This window comes from Citrobacter europaeus (assembly GCA_020099315.1).
Lineage (GTDB): Bacteria > Pseudomonadota > Gammaproteobacteria > Enterobacterales > Enterobacteriaceae > Citrobacter > Citrobacter europaeus.
Genome location: CP083650.1, coordinates 2,215,715 through 2,230,835 on the forward strand (window position 1 = coordinate 2,215,715; position 15,121 = coordinate 2,230,835).

Below are 15,121 nucleotides of genomic sequence, written 5' to 3' on the forward strand. Positions count from 1 at the left end.
GAAAATGAAAATCGGAACACAGAACCAGGCTTTTTTCCCGGAAAACATTCTTGAAAAATTCCGTTATATCAAAGAAATGGGGTTTGATGGTTTTGAAATTGACGGCAAATTGCTGGTCAATAATCTTGCAGAAGTAAAAGCGGCAATCAAAGAAACGGGGCTGCCCGTCACGACCGCCTGCGGCGGATATGACGGCTGGATCGGTGATTTTATCGAAGAGCGTCGTTTGAACGGTTTACAGCAGATTACCCGCATTCTCGAAGCGCTGGCCGAAGTCGGTGGGCAAGGCATCATTGTACCCGCGGCATGGGGCATGTTTACCTTCCGCTTACCGCCGATGACGTCCCCGCGTAGCCTGGAAGGCGATCGTAAGGCCGTCAGTGATTCATTGATTTATCTTGATAAAGTTGCCGAGCGTACGGGGACGGTGGTGTATCTGGAGCCGCTCAATCGCTATCAGGATCATATGATCAACACCCTGGCGGATGCCCGTCGCTATATCGTGGAAAACAACCTGAAGCATGTGCAAATCATTGGTGATTTTTACCATATGAATATCGAAGAAGACGATATGGCACAGGCGCTGCACGACAACCGCGATCTGCTGGGTCACGTCCATATTGCGGATAATCATCGTTATCAGCCGGGGAGCGGTACGCTGGATTTCGCTGCGCTGTTTGACCAGTTGCGTGAAGATAATTATCAGGGTTACGTCGTGTACGAAGGGCGCGTGCGGGCAGAGAATCTGCCGGAAGCGTACCGTCAGTCACTGGCCTGGCTGCGTACCTGCTAAGAGGATTTCCGTGAAAAGTGCACTGACAAGCTCTCCGCTACGCGTCGCCATTATCGGCGCCGGGCAGGTGGCGGATAAAGTTCATGCTTCGTACTACTGCACCCGTAACGATCTGGAACTGGTGGCTGTCTGCGACAGCCGCCTGTCACAGGCGCGGCTGTTTGCAGAAAAATACGGTAATCCGCAGGTTTGGGACGATCCTCAAACGATGTTACGTGAGGCTAAGCCAGATATCGTCAGTATTTGCTCGCCCAATCGTTTTCATTATGAACACACCATGTTGGCATTGAACGCTGGGTGTCATGTGATGTGCGAGAAACCTCCGGCGATGACGCCAGACGAGGCGCTGGAAATGTGTCAAACGGCGCGTCGGATGGGAAAAGTACTGGCTTATGATTTTCATCATCGTTTCGCACTGGATACGCAACTGCTTCGTGAGCAGGTTATGGCCGGTGTGCTGGGTGAAATTTATGTCACCAATGTCCGTGCTTTGCGCCGCTGCGGCGTGCCCGGCTGGGGGGTGTTTACCAACAAAGAACTGCAGGGCGGCGGGCCGTTAATTGATCTTGGTATTCATATGCTGGATGCCGCCATGTATGTGTTGGGGTTCCCGGCGGTAAAGCGCGTTAACGCGCACAGCTATCAACGCATTGGCACGCGTAAAAACAGCGGCCAGTTTGGGAAATGGGATCCCGCGACGTATACCGTGGAGGATTCCCTGTTCGGCACGATTGAATTTCATAACGGCGGTATCCTGCGCCTGGAAACCTCTTTCGCGCTGAATATCCCGGAACAATCGATTATGAACGTTAATTTCTGCGGCGATTTGGCGGGGGCAACGTTATTCCCGGCCCAGGTCTACACCGACCGCGATGGTGCGCTTGACGTGCTGCTTGCGCGCGAAATGGCTGATGACAACCGTCATTATCGCAGCATGGACGCTTTCGTGAATCATGTCCAGGGTGAGCCTGTCACTATTGCTGACGCAGAACAAGGCGTCGTTATTCAACAATTGGTTGCCGCACTGTATCAATCGGCTGAAACAGGGACCTACGTAGACTTATGACGAAGCCAGTAATGCTAACTGAACCGGCTTTTTGCCCACACAGCCTGAATAAATATGCGTCACTCATGACGACCGGCAACGGTTATATGGGCATTCGCGCCAGCCACGAGGAAGCCTACACCTTACAAACTCGCGGCATGTACCTTGCAGGACTGTATCACCGGGCAGGGAAAGGCGAAATTAATGAACTGGTTAATCTGCCTGATGTGGTGGGAGTCGAGATTTCACTCAATGGCGAGATTTTCACACTCAGCGGCGGTGTGATTGAAAGCTGGCATCGTGAACTGGATTTTGCCAGCGGAGAATTACGCCGTACGCTTACCTGGCGTGCGTCTGACGGGGCGCGTTTTGCCATTGAGAGCAGGCGATTTGTCTCGGCACATAAACTGCCGCTGTTTGCTATGGAAGTTGTCGTAACACCACTGGATGCCGATGCCAACATTGGTATCTCGACCGGTATTGATGCCACGATCACTAATCATGGTCGCCAGCATCTGGACGAAACGCAGGTCCGGGTCTTTGGCCAGCATCTTATGCAAGGGATTTACACCACCCAGGACAATCGTAATGACATCGCTATCACGACATATTGTGATGTAGATGGCGCGGCGCAGCGTTGTTTCACCGCGAAAGAGCGCCGGTTGTTACAACACAACAGCGTGCATGCGCAAGCCGGGCAGCGCGTCACGCTGACGAAAATGAGCTGGGTAGACTGGGCGAGCGAACGCAACCTGTCGCTGGAGACCTGGGGACGTCAGTCACTGCGTAACCTGGAATCATGCGCCCAGGAGGGATATGACGCACTGCTGGCTGAGTCGACCGCCAACTGGCATGCCTGGTGGCAAACTCGTCGCGTTCAGGTTACCAGCACGGATATCAGCGATCAGCGGGCGCTGGACTATGCGCTCTATCATCTGCGTGTGATGACCCCAGACCACGATGAGCGCAGCAGTATTGCGGCCAAAGGTCTGACGGGCGAAGGGTATAAAGGGCACATCTTCTGGGATACTGAAGTCTTTTTGTTACCGTTTCACCTGTTTACCGAACCGAAAACCGCGAGAAGTCTACTGCGTTATCGCTGGCATAATTTGCCCGGCGCGCGTGAGAAAGCCCGCCGTAACGGTTGGCAGGGCGCGCTTTTCCCGTGGGAAAGCGCTCGCAGCGGTGATGAGGAAACGCCTGAATTCGCGGCGATCAACATCCGTACCGGGCTGCGGCAAAAAGTGGCCTCCGCGCAGGCTGAACATCACCTCGTGGCGGATGTTGCCTGGGCGGTAATCAATTACTGGCATGCCACCGGGGATATGAACTTTATGTCCCGTGAAGGTATAACGCTGCTTCTGGAAACGGCAAAGTTCTGGATAAGCAGAGCGATCATGGTCAACGGTCGTTTAGAGATCCACGATGTGATTGGCCCGGATGAATACACTGAGCATGTGAACAACAATGCGTTCACCAACTACATGGCCTGGTACAACGTAGAGCAGGCGCTGGGTTTTGTCCGTCGGTTGGGCTGCGGCGATGACACGTTTATTCATCGCGCAGAGCATTTTTTACAGCATCTCTGGCGACCGGAAGTTCAGCCCGATGGCGTGCTTCCTCAGGATGATACCTTCCTGAACAAACCGGTTATCGACCTGTCGCAGTACAAAGCCAAAGCGGGCAAGCAGACCGTTTTACTCGATTACTCCCGTGCAGAAGTCAATGAGATGCAAATTCTCAAACAGGCCGATGTAGTGATGCTGACCTACATGTTGCCGGAGCAGTTTAGCCCGCAAACCTGTCTGGCTAACCTGCGTTTTTACGAGCCGCGCACAATACACGACTCGTCTTTGAGTAAGGCGATCCATGGGATTGTGGCTGCACGTTGCGGTGATTCGGCTCAGGGGTATCGGTTCTGGCGCGAAGGATCGCTTATCGATCTTGGGGATGATCCACATAGTTGTGATGACGGAATTCATGCCGCGGCGACGGGGGCCATCTGGCTGGGCGCAATTCAGGGATTTGCTGGTGTGAACGTTCGCCACGGAGAGTTACATCTTGCGCCTGCATTACCTGCTCACTGGCAAATGCTGTCTTTTCCGCTGCGCTGGCAGGGTTCCGCTATGCAGATAACTATCAACGCTGCCGAAATCCGTATTCGCAGTGCTGAGCAAATTTTCCTTTGGGTTAATGGCGAAAAAATCTCCGTGCAGGGGGAGGCCGTAATCAGTAATGACGCCATTATTTCGCCCAGTTATGGGACCGCTACCACAAGAAGGGGCGATGAATGATACTCAAACCACAGGCCATCATTTTTGATTTAGATGGCGTGATTACCGACACTGCGCATCTGCATTTTCTCGCCTGGCGGCAGGTAGCCGCTGAAATCGGGGTTGCGATTGACGAAGCATTTAATGACAGCCTGAAAGGGATTAGTCGCAGCGAATCGCTACAGCGTATTTTGCGCCATGGTGGGAAGGCGGGGGCGTTTTCTGCTGAGGCCTGCGTACAATTGGCCGAGAGAAAAAACAGACTGTATGTCCATTCTTTGCGCCAGTTGACGGTGAACTCGGTATTGCCGGGAATACGTGAGCTGCTGATGACGCTGCGGGAAGAGCGGATTCCAGTGGGGCTGGCCTCTGTGTCGCTCAATGCCCCTGCGATTTTACAAGCGCTTGATCTTAGCTCTTATTTTGATTTCTGTGCAGATGCGGCGCTGATTTCCCGCTCGAAACCAGATCCCGAAATATTCCTGGCCGCGTGTTCGGGCCTTGGCGTTGACCCGCAGCAGTGTATTGGCATAGAAGATGCACAAGCGGGAATTGATGCAATCAACGCCTGCGGCATGCTTTCTGTCGGCATCGGTACAGGGCTGAATGGGGCAGGCTTGCAGCTTCCTGCAACCGAATTTCTGACGTGGCCGTGCTTATCGGCTTTCTGGCAACACGACAAGTAAAGGATTCAACATGGCACAGCTTTCGTTGCAACACATTCAAAAAATTTACGACAACCAGGTACACGTCGTTAAAGACTTCAATCTGGAAATCGAAGACAAAGAGTTTATTGTTTTTGTTGGACCTTCCGGCTGCGGGAAGTCTACTACGTTGCGCATGATCGCCGGTCTGGAGGAGATCAGTGGCGGAGATCTGCTGATTGACGGTAAACGGATGAACGATGTGCCGGCGAAATCGCGCAACATTGCGATGGTTTTTCAGAACTACGCGTTGTACCCGCACATGACAGTCTATGACAACATGGCGTTTGGCCTGAAAATGCAGAAAATTGCCCCTGCCGTGATTGAAGAGCGTGTCAACTGGGCGGCGCAAATCCTTGGCCTGCGCGATTATCTGCAGCGTAAACCTGGCGCGTTATCCGGTGGACAGCGTCAACGTGTGGCGCTGGGGCGTGCGATTGTTCGTGAGGCAGGGGTCTTCCTGATGGATGAACCCTTATCGAATCTCGATGCCAAACTTCGCGTACAGATGCGGGCAGAAATCAGCAAACTGCATCAGAAACTCAATACCACCATGATATATGTTACCCACGATCAAACCGAAGCCATGACGATGGCGACGCGTATTGTGATTATGAAGGATGGCATTGTTCAGCAAGTTGGTGCACCGAAAACGGTTTATAACCACCCGGCAAATATGTTTGTCGCCGGATTTATTGGCTCACCGGCTATGAACTTTATTCGTGGCGCGATTGACGGTGATAAGTTTGTCACAGAAACACTCAAATTAACGATTCCAGAAAATAAATTAGCACAATTAAAAGCTCAGGGTTATGAACATCAGGCGGTCACGCTGGGAATTCGTCCTGAAGATATACATCCGCAGCTTAATAATGAAAATAGTGTATCGGCAAAAATTAGCGTTGCAGAATTAACCGGCGCTGAATTTATGCTTTATACCATTGTTGGGGGGCATGAGTTAGTGGTCCGTGCTGGGGCAGTGAATGATTATCACGCAGGAGAGAACATCACTATTCATTTTGATATGGCGAAATGCCATTTCTTTGATGCTGAAACTGAAGTGGCTATTCAATAAAATTCCGGGGGGATAATCATCCCCCAAGCCTTGGGGCATTTTTGCGAGTATTTTAACAAGGAATAATAATGAAAACCCTACTGTCTGCTACTGCGCTGATTATGAGCGCAGGGATGGCCTGCGCGCAGGCTGCTGAAAAGAATGACTGGCACTTTAATATTGGTGCTATGTACGAAATAGAAAACGTTGAAGGTCAGGGCGAAGATATGGATGGACTGGCTGAGCCGTCCGTCTATTTTAATGCGTCTAATGGGCCGTGGCAAATATCGCTGGCCTATTATCAGGAAGGACCGGTTGATTACAGCGAGGGGAAACGTGGAACCTGGTTTGATCGCCCGGAACTGGAAGTCCGCTATCAATTTCTGGAAAGCGAGGATGTTAATTTCGGCCTGACCGGTGGTTTCCGTAATTACGGTTATCACTATGTCAATGAACCCGGAAAAGACACCGCCAATATGCAGCGCTGGAAAGTTCAGCCGGACTGGGATGTTAAACTGACCGACGACCTGCGCTTTAGCGGTTGGCTGGCGATGTATCAGTTCGTTAATGATTTGAGCACCACTGGCTACTCTGATAGCCGCGTTGAAAGTGAGAGCGGTCTGAATTATACGTTTAACGAAACGGTGGGTTTAACGGTTAACTATTACCTCGAACGCGGTTTTAATCTGGCTGATTTGCGCAATAATGGTGAATTCTCAACCCAGGAAATTCGTGCATATTTGCCGCTGTCTTTCGGCAATACCACCCTGACGCCGTATACCCGTCTGGGGCTTGATCGCTGGTCAAACTGGGACTGGCAGGATGACCCTGCACGTGAAGGCCATGACTTCAATCGTCTCGGTTTACTGTATGCATATGATTTCCAGAACGGTTTATCAATGTCGCTGGAGTATGCCTATGAGTGGGAAGATCACGACGAAGGCGAAAGTGACAGATTCCATTATGCTGGTATAGGCGTGAACTACGCATTCTAAAAGAAACTGGGGCATTAATGCCCCAGTTTTTACACCAGTGAGTCGGCCAGCGATATGTGTGTGCTCACCGTGATATTCTTTAATCCTTTCTCGCCTGCGATCAGGTTAAATAATAAATTACAGCTTTGCTCGCCCAACTGCTGGGTAGGTACATCAATTCCGCCTGGAACCGGTGTCAGCATAAACGATAACAGCTCATTACTGTAGCCTACGACGGCAAGCTGTTGCGGAATAGTAATATTCTTCTCAGCCGCCACGCGATATAAGCTCATTAATTTCAAACTATCGGTAGCAAATACAGCGTCGGGTAACGGTTGTTGACTCAGTAATTTTCGTGAAGCGAGCAGGGCTGTTTCATGGGTATAGCCACCGTCAATAATCCATTCATCACGCATATTAATGTTATGCGCCTGAAGACTGGCTTTATAACCGTTCACGCGATCGATAGAAACATGAACGTCAAGCGGCGCATGCAAACAGGCTATATTACGGTGCCCACTTTCAATCAGCGCATTTGTCAGAGTAATACTGTCGCGATAGTTATCTGTGTCTACAGAATAGACATTGGCGTAGTCACCTTCAACTTTCCCAATAACCACAACCGGGACGTTGTATTTATCCAGACGTGCAAAAAATGATTCATCAGCAGGAGAGCTCAGCATAATGATCCCTTTGATCAATTTCTGCTTAATCTTGCTCTCACATTTTTGTAAATCATCTTCGGTGCTTCGCGACGTCTGCAATATGACATCAAAACCGACTTCTTCGGCCTTGGCCGTAATGGCATGCAGTACTTCAGAGAAAAACGGATTACCGGCGGTAGTTTTTGCAGAACGGGTAGATATCACCATTATTGCATCAAACCCGGAAGAGGTGAGCGCGCGAGCAAGTTTATTAGGCTGATACTGTAACTCATCAATAGCGCGCAGCACCTTTTCAAGCGCTTCTGGCGAGATGTTGGTTTGCTTATTCAGCACGCGCGATACCGTGGATTTTGATACGCCAGCGGCTCGTGCAATATCATAAATGGTAGGAGACATAGATCCCAAGCTCCGTCCGAGAGTCAATGGCGGACATATTATGGAGTTAATTGGCGAATGACAACAATCTCGGAATGCGGGTAGAAAAATCAAAAGGCTAACTGCAGTACGTGTCACCTGAGGAACAATCGTCCGCACCTGCAGACGGTGATAATGTGGTCGCAATATTTTCTTAAGAACAAGCGTATAGTGTGGTGGTTAAATCCAACAATCAGTCGGGAAGATATTATGTTGAAAAAAGGCGTATTAGCGTTGGCACTGGTCATTGGCATGCCGGTTTTTGCAGCCGAACACTGGATTGATGTTCGTATTCCTGAACAGTACCAACAGCAGCATATTCAGGGGGCCGTCAACATACCGTTGAAAGAGATGAAGACGCGTATCGCAGCTGAAGTTCCTGATAAGAACGACACTGTGAAGCTGTACTGCAACTCCGGGCGTCAATCGGGGCAGGCCAGGGATATGTTGACTGAAATGGGCTACACGCAGGTGACCAACGAAGGAGGCATCAATCAGATAGCGCTTCCTAAAGTAGAGAATAAATAAACCGCCCGCATTCATTCTGCAGCAGGCGGTAAGAATAATGCCGCCTGATACAGCTCAGGTAGTTGATAAGTAAGAATTGACCCCTATCTTTACTTCCTGTTTGTTATAATTTCTTCGGTTCCTTCAGCAAAACGGGATGGCGATGAAGCGACTTAAAAATGAACTCAATTCGCTGGTTAATCGCGGCGTAGACCGGCATTTGCGCCTGGCTGTCACCGGACTTAGCCGCAGCGGTAAGACGGCGTTTATCACCGCGATGGTAAACCAGTTACTCAATATTCATGCCGGTGCGCGTCTGCCGTTGCTCAGTTGCGTGCGCGAAGAGCGTTTGCTTGGCGTTAAACGGGTTCCACAACGCGATTTTGGCATTCCGCGCTTTACCTATGATGAGGGACTGGCGCAGTTGTATGGCTCACCGCCGACCTGGCCGACGCCTACGCGCGGTGTGAGTGAAATACGCCTCGCGCTGCGCTACAAATCCAATGACTCTTTATTGCGCCACTTTAAAGACACCTCCACGCTGTACCTGGAGATCGTCGATTATCCGGGAGAGTGGCTGCTCGATTTACCGATGCTGGCCCAGGATTATCTGAGCTGGTCGCGGCAAATGACCGGGTTATTGCAAGGGCAGCGGGGCGAATGGTCGGCAAGATGGCGTCAGTTATGCCAGGGGCTGGATCCGCTGGCGCCTGCTGATGAAAACCGTCTGGCGGAAATCGCTGCCGCCTGGACTGAGTATCTGCATCAGTGCAAGCAGCAGGGGCTGCATTTTATTCAGCCGGGCCGTTTTGTCCTGCCCGGGGATATGGCGGGCGCGCCTGCGTTACAGTTCTTCCCGTGGCCGGACGTTGATGCTTATGGTGAATCGAAGCTGGCCCAGGCAGACAAACACACCAACGCGGGCATGCTGCGCGACAGGTTTAACTATTACTGTGAAAAAGTCGTCAAGGGATTTTATAAGAATCACTTCCTGCGCTTTGACCGCCAGATTGTGCTGGTCGACTGCCTGCAACCGCTCAACAGCGGGCCACAGGCGTTTAACGACATGCGTCTGGCGCTCACCCAACTGATGCAGAGCTTCCATTACGGACAGCGCACGCTGTTTCGTCGGCTGTTTTCTCCAGTGATCGACAAGCTGCTGTTTGCCGCTACCAAAGCCGATCACGTCACGGTGGATCAGCACGCCAATATGGTGTCGTTATTGCAGCAGCTGATCCAGGACGCCTGGCAAAACGCCGCGTTCGAAGGTATCAGCATGGATTGTCTGGGACTGGCATCGGTACAGGCAACCACCAGCGGCTTGATCGATCTGAAGGGCGAGAAGATCCCGGCGCTGCGTGGTAATCGGCTGAGCGATGGCGAACCGCTAACCGTTTATCCGGGGGAAGTACCCGCGCGTTTACCCGGACAGGCATTCTGGGACAGCCAGGGCTTCCAGTTTGAGGCGTTTCGCCCGCAGGTTATGGATGTCGATAAACCCTTACCGCATATTCGTCTTGATGCCGCGCTGGAGTTTTTAATAGGAGATAAATTGCGATGAGCGAGCCGTTAAAACCGCGTATCGATTTCTCAGGTCCGCTGGAGGTGGAGCAAAACGCGGCGTTTAAAGCGCAGCAGATGTTCAATGAGACGGAGGCACAGACTTTTTCTCCGGCGAAAGTGGATGAACCACTGGAAGACGAAGGTCAGGCTGAGGCCGTCATTGATGCGGCCTTACGCCCTAAACGCAGTCTGTGGCGTAAGATGGTGATGGGGGGCCTGGCGCTGTTTGGCGTGAGCGTCGTCGCGCAGGGCGTGCAGTGGACCATGAACGCCTGGCAGACTCAGGACTGGGTCGCGCTGGGAGGATGTGCCGCTGGCGCATTGATTATCGGTGCCGGTGTTGGATCGGTTGCGACCGAGTGGCGTCGGTTATGGCGCTTGCGCCAGCGCGCGCACGAGCGTGACGAAGCACGAGATCTGCTCCACAGCCATGGAACCGGAAAAGGTCGTGCATTTTGTGAAAAGCTGGCGCAGCAGGCGGGTATCGATCAGTCCCATCCGGCGCTACAGCGCTGGTATGCCTCAATTCATGAAACGCAGAACGATCGCGAAGTGGTCAGCCTGTATGCCCATCTTGTGCAGCCAGTGCTGGATGCGCAGGCCCGACGTGAGATTAGCCGTTCAGCGGCAGAGTCCACACTGATGATTGCCGTCAGCCCGCTGGCGCTGGTGGATATGGCGTTTATCGCCTGGCGCAATCTGCGGCTGATCAATCGTATTGCATCGCTTTATGGCATTGAACTTGGTTATTACAGCCGCCTGCGCTTGTTCCGACTGGTGCTGCTGAATATCGCTTTTGCCGGGGCCAGTGAGCTGGTGCGGGAAGTAGGAATGGACTGGATGTCGCAGGATTTAGCCGCCCGCTTGTCAACGCGTGCCGCACAGGGCATTGGCGCGGGGTTATTAACGGCGCGACTGGGCATTAAAGCCATGGAACTGTGCCGACCGCTGCCGTGGATAGATGACGATAAGCCGCGACTGGGCGATTTTCGCCGTCAATTGATTGGTCAGGTGAAAGAGACCTTACAAAAGAACAAATCTCCACGCGAAAGTTAACTAAAATTGGGCGCCAGTTGTTTAAGTTTACGCCCCGGCGCCCAATTTTCCAACGAGCTGTCAATATTTGTTGACAGAGTTCTTCCTGCAAACGAAATACTGTCTTATCATTTAACACATAATCCCTTGTCCAGGTGAAGGTTCTTATGCGTTTGGAAGTCTTTTGTGAAGACCGACTTGGTCTGACCCGCGAATTGCTCGATTTATTGGTACTCAGAAGCATTGATTTACGCGGTATCGAGATTGACCCCATCGGGCGAATTTACCTCAATTTTGCGGAACTGGAGTTCACTAACTTCAGCAGCCTGATGGCTGAAATCCGCCGTATCTCAGGGGTTACGGATGTGCGTACCGTGCCCTGGATGCCCTCCGAGCGTGAACATCTTGCGCTGAGCGCGCTGCTTGAGGCATTGCCAGAACCGGTCCTTTCTCTGGACATGAAAAGCAAAATCGAGATGGCGAACCCTGCGAGTTGTCAGCTTTTCGCGCACACTCAGGATCGGATGCGCAATCATACCGCCGCCCAGTTAATCAACGGGTTTAACTTCCAGCGCTGGCTCGAAAGCAATCCACAGGATTCTCATAGCGAGCATGTCGTTATTAACGGCCAGAACTTCCTGATGGAAATTACGCCTGTCCATTTGCAGGGTGAAAATCAGGAGCAGATGCTGACCGGTGCAGTTGTCATGCTACGTTCCACCCTGCGGATGGGACGTCAGCTGCAAAATATGACGACCCAGGATCTGAGCGCGTTTAGCCAGATTATTGCCGTCAGCGCCAAAATGAAACACGTGGTGGAACAGGCGCGAAAGCTGGCGACGCTGAGCGCGCCGCTGCTGATTACCGGTAATACCGGCACCGGCAAAGATCTCTTTGCTCATGCATGCCACCTGGCCAGTCCGCGTGCGTCGAAACCGTATCTGGCGCTCAACTGCGCGTCAATTCCTGAAGATGCGGTCGAAAGCGAACTGTTTGGCCATGCACCGGAAGGCAAAAAAGGCTTCTTTGAGCAGGCGAATGGCGGTTCGGTTCTGTTAGATGAAATTGGCGAAATGTCGCCGCGAATGCAGACCAAATTGCTGCGTTTTCTCAATGACGGCACGTTCCGTCGGGTGGGGGAAGATCACGAGGTTAACGTTGATGTCCGCGTGATTTGCGCGACGCAAAAGAATCTTGTTGAGCTGGTACAAAAAGGACTTTTCCGTGAAGACCTCTATTATCGTCTGAATGTACTGACGTTAAACCTGCCGCCGCTGCGCGATTGCCCGCAGGATATTATGCCGCTTACCGAACTGTTTGTGGCGCGCTTCGCCGATGAGCAGGGCGTGCCACGTCCGAAGCTGTCCGCTGACCTCAGCACGGTGTTAACCCGTTACGGCTGGCCGGGTAACGTGCGTCAGCTTAAAAATGCCATCTACCGGGCACTGACCCAGCTTGAAGGTTATGAGCTGCGGCCGCAGGATATCTTACTGCCAGATTACGATGCGGCAACGGTTGCGGTCGGAGAAGAGGTGATGGAAGGGTCGCTGGATGAAATTACCAGCCGCTTTGAACGCTCAGTGCTGACGCAGCTTTATATGAATTATCCAAGTACGCGCAAACTGGCCAAGCGCCTCGGCGTTTCGCATACCGCGATTGCCAACAAATTGCGTGAGTATGGTTTGAGCCAACAGAAAAAAAGCGAAGAGTAATGCCGTAAATAAAAATGCCTCCATTCGGAGGCATTTTTGTATGCAGACGCAGCTTACGCTTTCAGTACGTCCAGCGCCGCTGTGTAGTCTGGTTCGTTGGTGATTTCATTGACCAGTTGGCTGAAAACAACGTTGTCATTTTCATCGATAACGACCACGGCACGTGCGGCCAGGCCTTTCAGCGGGCCTTCAGCGATTTCAACACCGTAGTTTTTCAGGAATTCTGCGTTGCGCAGGGTGGACAGCGTGATAACGTTGCTCAGACCTTCCGCGCCGCAAAAACGAGAGTGGGCGAATGGCAGGTCGGCCGAAATGCACAGTACGACGGTATTGTCGATTTCTGTCGCCAGTTGGTTAAACTTACGTACCGATGCCGCACAAACGCCGGTATCGATGCTTGGGAAAATATTCAGCACTTTGCGCTTGCCTGCGAACTGGCCCAGCGTAACGTCAGACAGGTCTTTAGCCACAAGGGTAAAAGCCTGAGCTTTGCTTCCAGCCTGAGGAATAGAGCCGGCAACGGCTACCGGGTTGCCCTGGAAATGAACGGTTTGTGACATGGTTATCTTCCTGTTTACATATAGTTAACGTCAGGGCTAGTTTATGCCATCAGTAGTTAACACGGCAAACGCTATTTGCGGATATCCGCTTCAGGTACTGCATTAAGGAAAACAGATGAGAACAGTTAAGGTGTATGAGGAAGCCTGGCCGCTGCACACTCCCTTTGTTATCGCCCGTGGGAGCAGAACCGAAGCGCATGTGGTGGTAGTTGAAGTCACAGAAAACGGCGTCACCGGTATCGGCGAGTGCACACCGTACCCGCGCTACGGTGAAAGCGATGCTTCTGTGCTGGCGCAAATTATGAGCATTGCGCCACAACTGGAAAACGGACTGACCCGTGAAGAGCTGCAAAAGCTGCTGCCAGCGGGGGCTGCGCGTAATGCTGTGGACTGCGCGTTGTGGGATCTGAGTGCGCGCCAACAGCAGCAGCCGTTGGCGGAATTGGTGGGAAGTGAACTGGCGGAAGTGGTGACGACGGCGCAAACCGTGGTGATTGGCTCGCCGGAACAAATGGCGGCGAGCGCGGCTGCGTTGTGGGAAAATGGCGCGAAACTATTAAAGGTTAAACTGGATGCGCGATTAATCAGCGAACGGATGGTCGCTATTCGTGCCGCGGTCCCTGATGCCACGATTATTGTCGACGCCAATGAATCCTGGCGGGCAGAAGGCCTGGCGGCACGCTGTCAGCTCCTGGCTGATTTAGGTGTGGCGATGCTGGAGCAGCCGCTGCCGGCGCAGGACGATGCCGCGCTGGAGAATTTTGTGCATCCGCTGCCGATCTGCGCGGATGAAAGCTGTCATACCCGCAGCAGCCTGAAAGCGCTGCACGGGCGCTATGAAATGGTGAATATCAAACTGGATAAAACAGGCGGCCTGACGGAAGCGCTGGCGCTGGCAAATGAAGCTCGCGAGCAGGGATTTGCGCTCATGCTGGGCTGTATGCTGTGCACCTCCCGGGCGATCGGCGCGGCGTTACCCCTTACGCCGCAGGTTAGCTTTGCCGATCTTGATGGTCCTACCTGGCTTGCCAGCGACGCGGAGCCGGCACTGCATTTTACGACCGGACACCTTCATCTCTAGGGTGCCAGCGCAGGAGATTGGACATGGCCAGCAGGTATTTCTCGCTCGCTTCATCTGATGAAATGGGGGGGAATTCGGCGGTTATGCAGTGTAAGTTCAGATCTGCGCACCAGCTTCCAAAAGAGCCGGGCGTTTCATAACCTACGCTGGTAACGAGGGGCAATTCAAACGACTGCGCCAGCCACGCGCCTAATTCGCTGCGCCTGGGATCTTCAATACAGGCCAGCGGATCGTGAAAAGAGACTACCCACGCCGGATGAATTCGGTGAATAAGTTGGCATAGCGCCTGGGTTTCCGGTTCTGAGCCCGGACTTTCGCCGGTCAGCAACACCACATCGCGTTCTTCTGCGCTGCTGTTCCAGCGATACACCGTTTCGCCCGCTTTCCAGTTTGCGGCGGGAAAGTTACGGTTTAGATCCACGCCGTTGGCATTTGCGCGTAGTCCGAGCTGGCAACCGTCAGGGTTAACGGCCAGCACCACATGGTGACGACGCAAGGAAGGGTTAAGCGTACGCAATGCGCAGGAGAGAGTGACGACCGATGCGTTTTCGTCGCCGTGCGTTCCTGCCAGTATCAGGCCGCTTTCACGATCGGCTGCCAATGCGGGAAACCAGATTAACGGCGCGCCTAACAATGAACGTCCGTAATGTTCGGTCCCAGGTGGAAATGCGCCGCGCTCGGCACGGGGGCGGGTAACGGTCATAGTCATCTCTGAATGCATGGGTTATTACTCGCAGTGTT

General features: G+C 52.6%; 14 protein-coding genes. 11 read left to right on the forward strand and 3 right to left on the reverse strand.

Translation table 11 applies throughout. From position 1 onward, the window contains the following. Window positions 1-4: 4 nt before the first annotated feature. The 6 genes from LA337_10500 to LA337_10525 all read left to right on the forward strand — a co-directional run bounded on the left by LA337_10500 (window position 5) and on the right by LA337_10525 (window position 6,864). Window positions 5-793: a sugar phosphate isomerase/epimerase gene (locus LA337_10500; protein ID UBI18080.1), complete on the forward strand. Its 789-nt coding sequence runs from the start codon at window positions 5-7 to the stop codon at window positions 791-793. Between the two features lie 10 nt (window positions 794-803). Beyond that, window positions 804-1,859 carry a Gfo/Idh/MocA family oxidoreductase gene (locus LA337_10505; GenBank protein UBI18081.1) on the forward strand — a complete coding sequence of 352 codons (1,056 nt, stop codon included), beginning with the start codon at window positions 804-806 and terminating at the stop codon, window positions 1,857-1,859. Beyond that, window positions 1,856-4,132: a glycoside hydrolase family 65 protein gene (locus LA337_10510; protein ID UBI18082.1), complete on the forward strand. Its 2,277-nt coding sequence runs from the start codon at window positions 1,856-1,858 to the stop codon at window positions 4,130-4,132. Before LA337_10505 ends, LA337_10510 begins: the two co-directional genes overlap by 4 nt. Beyond that, window positions 4,129-4,797 carry a beta-phosphoglucomutase gene (gene pgmB, locus LA337_10515; GenBank protein UBI18083.1) on the forward strand — a complete coding sequence of 223 codons (669 nt, stop codon included), beginning with the start codon at window positions 4,129-4,131 and terminating at the stop codon, window positions 4,795-4,797. The genes LA337_10510 and pgmB overlap by 4 nt, the downstream gene beginning before the upstream one ends. 10 nt (window positions 4,798-4,807) lie before the next feature. Beyond that, window positions 4,808-5,890, forward strand: coding sequence for an ABC transporter ATP-binding protein (locus LA337_10520; GenBank protein UBI18084.1), 1,083 nt, complete (start codon window positions 4,808-4,810; stop codon window positions 5,888-5,890). 68 nt (window positions 5,891-5,958) lie between these two features. Then, window positions 5,959-6,864 (forward strand): OmpG family monomeric porin, encoded by a 906-nt coding sequence (locus LA337_10525; protein UBI18085.1) that lies wholly within the window; start codon window positions 5,959-5,961, stop codon window positions 6,862-6,864. 29 nt (window positions 6,865-6,893) lie between these two features. On the opposite strand, the gene LA337_10530 is transcribed toward LA337_10525, so the two are convergent. Next, window positions 6,894-7,904, reverse strand: coding sequence for a LacI family transcriptional regulator (locus tag LA337_10530; protein ID UBI18086.1), 1,011 nt, complete (start codon window positions 7,902-7,904; stop codon window positions 6,894-6,896). 228 nt (window positions 7,905-8,132) lie between these two features. On the opposite strand from LA337_10530, the gene pspE reads away from it, so the two are divergent. The 4 genes from pspE to tyrR all read left to right on the forward strand — a co-directional run bounded on the left by pspE (window position 8,133) and on the right by tyrR (window position 12,739). Beyond that, window positions 8,133-8,450, forward strand: coding sequence for a thiosulfate sulfurtransferase PspE (gene pspE / locus LA337_10535; protein UBI18087.1), 318 nt, complete (start codon window positions 8,133-8,135; stop codon window positions 8,448-8,450). Window positions 8,451-8,592: 142 nt separating this feature from the next. Further along, window positions 8,593-9,990, forward strand: a complete 1,398-nt coding sequence (locus LA337_10540; protein UBI18088.1) for a YcjX family protein — start codon at window positions 8,593-8,595, stop codon at window positions 9,988-9,990. After that, window positions 9,987-11,048: a YcjF family protein gene (locus tag LA337_10545; protein UBI18089.1), complete on the forward strand. Its 1,062-nt coding sequence runs from the start codon at window positions 9,987-9,989 to the stop codon at window positions 11,046-11,048. Before LA337_10540 ends, LA337_10545 begins: the two co-directional genes overlap by 4 nt. Before the next feature lie 146 nt (window positions 11,049-11,194). Then, the gene (tyrR, locus tag LA337_10550) at window positions 11,195-12,739 is read left to right on the forward strand and encodes a transcriptional regulator TyrR (GenBank protein UBI18090.1); all 1,545 of its coding nucleotides are present in this window, start codon (window positions 11,195-11,197) and stop codon (window positions 12,737-12,739) included. 53 nt (window positions 12,740-12,792) lie between these two features. Here the strand turns inward: tyrR and tpx are convergent, their stop codons facing one another. After that, window positions 12,793-13,299 carry a thiol peroxidase gene (gene tpx / locus LA337_10555; GenBank protein ID UBI18091.1) on the reverse strand — a complete coding sequence of 169 codons (507 nt, stop codon included), beginning with the start codon at window positions 13,297-13,299 and terminating at the stop codon, window positions 12,793-12,795. 115 nt (window positions 13,300-13,414) lie between these two features. Here tpx and ycjG point away from each other — a divergent pair, with 115 nt between their 5' ends. Then, the gene (ycjG, locus tag LA337_10560; protein UBI18092.1) at window positions 13,415-14,380 is read left to right on the forward strand and encodes an L-Ala-D/L-Glu epimerase; all 966 of its coding nucleotides are present in this window, start codon (window positions 13,415-13,417) and stop codon (window positions 14,378-14,380) included. Here ycjG and mpaA read toward each other — a convergent pair. Further along, entirely contained in the window at window positions 14,355-15,083 is a 729-nt protein-coding gene (mpaA, locus tag LA337_10565; protein UBI18093.1) for a murein tripeptide amidase MpaA, read from the reverse strand. The genes ycjG and mpaA overlap by 26 nt on opposite strands. Window positions 15,084-15,121: the final 38 nt, after the last annotated feature.

Coding starts and splice junctions, on each gene's coding strand:
- LA337_10500 (UBI18080.1), top strand. CDS start 5: ATGAAAATCGGAACACAGAACCAGGCTTTTTTCCCGGAAAACATTCTT.
- LA337_10510 (UBI18082.1), top strand. CDS start 1,856: ATGACGAAGCCAGTAATGCTAACTGAACCGGCTTTTTGCCCACACAGC.
- pgmB (UBI18083.1), top strand. CDS start 4,129: ATGATACTCAAACCACAGGCCATCATTTTTGATTTAGATGGCGTGATT.
- LA337_10520 (UBI18084.1), top strand. CDS start 4,808: ATGGCACAGCTTTCGTTGCAACACATTCAAAAAATTTACGACAACCAG.
- LA337_10525 (UBI18085.1), top strand. CDS start 5,959: ATGAAAACCCTACTGTCTGCTACTGCGCTGATTATGAGCGCAGGGATG.
- LA337_10530 (UBI18086.1), bottom strand. CDS start 7,904: ATGTCTCCTACCATTTATGATATTGCACGAGCCGCTGGCGTATCAAAA.
- pspE (UBI18087.1), top strand. CDS start 8,133: ATGTTGAAAAAAGGCGTATTAGCGTTGGCACTGGTCATTGGCATGCCG.
- LA337_10540 (UBI18088.1), top strand. CDS start 8,593: ATGAAGCGACTTAAAAATGAACTCAATTCGCTGGTTAATCGCGGCGTA.
- LA337_10545 (UBI18089.1), top strand. CDS start 9,987: ATGAGCGAGCCGTTAAAACCGCGTATCGATTTCTCAGGTCCGCTGGAG.
- tyrR (UBI18090.1), top strand. CDS start 11,195: ATGCGTTTGGAAGTCTTTTGTGAAGACCGACTTGGTCTGACCCGCGAA.
- tpx (UBI18091.1), bottom strand. CDS start 13,299: ATGTCACAAACCGTTCATTTCCAGGGCAACCCGGTAGCCGTTGCCGGC.
- ycjG (UBI18092.1), top strand. CDS start 13,415: ATGAGAACAGTTAAGGTGTATGAGGAAGCCTGGCCGCTGCACACTCCC.
- mpaA (UBI18093.1), bottom strand. CDS start 15,083: ATGACCGTTACCCGCCCCCGTGCCGAGCGCGGCGCATTTCCACCTGGG.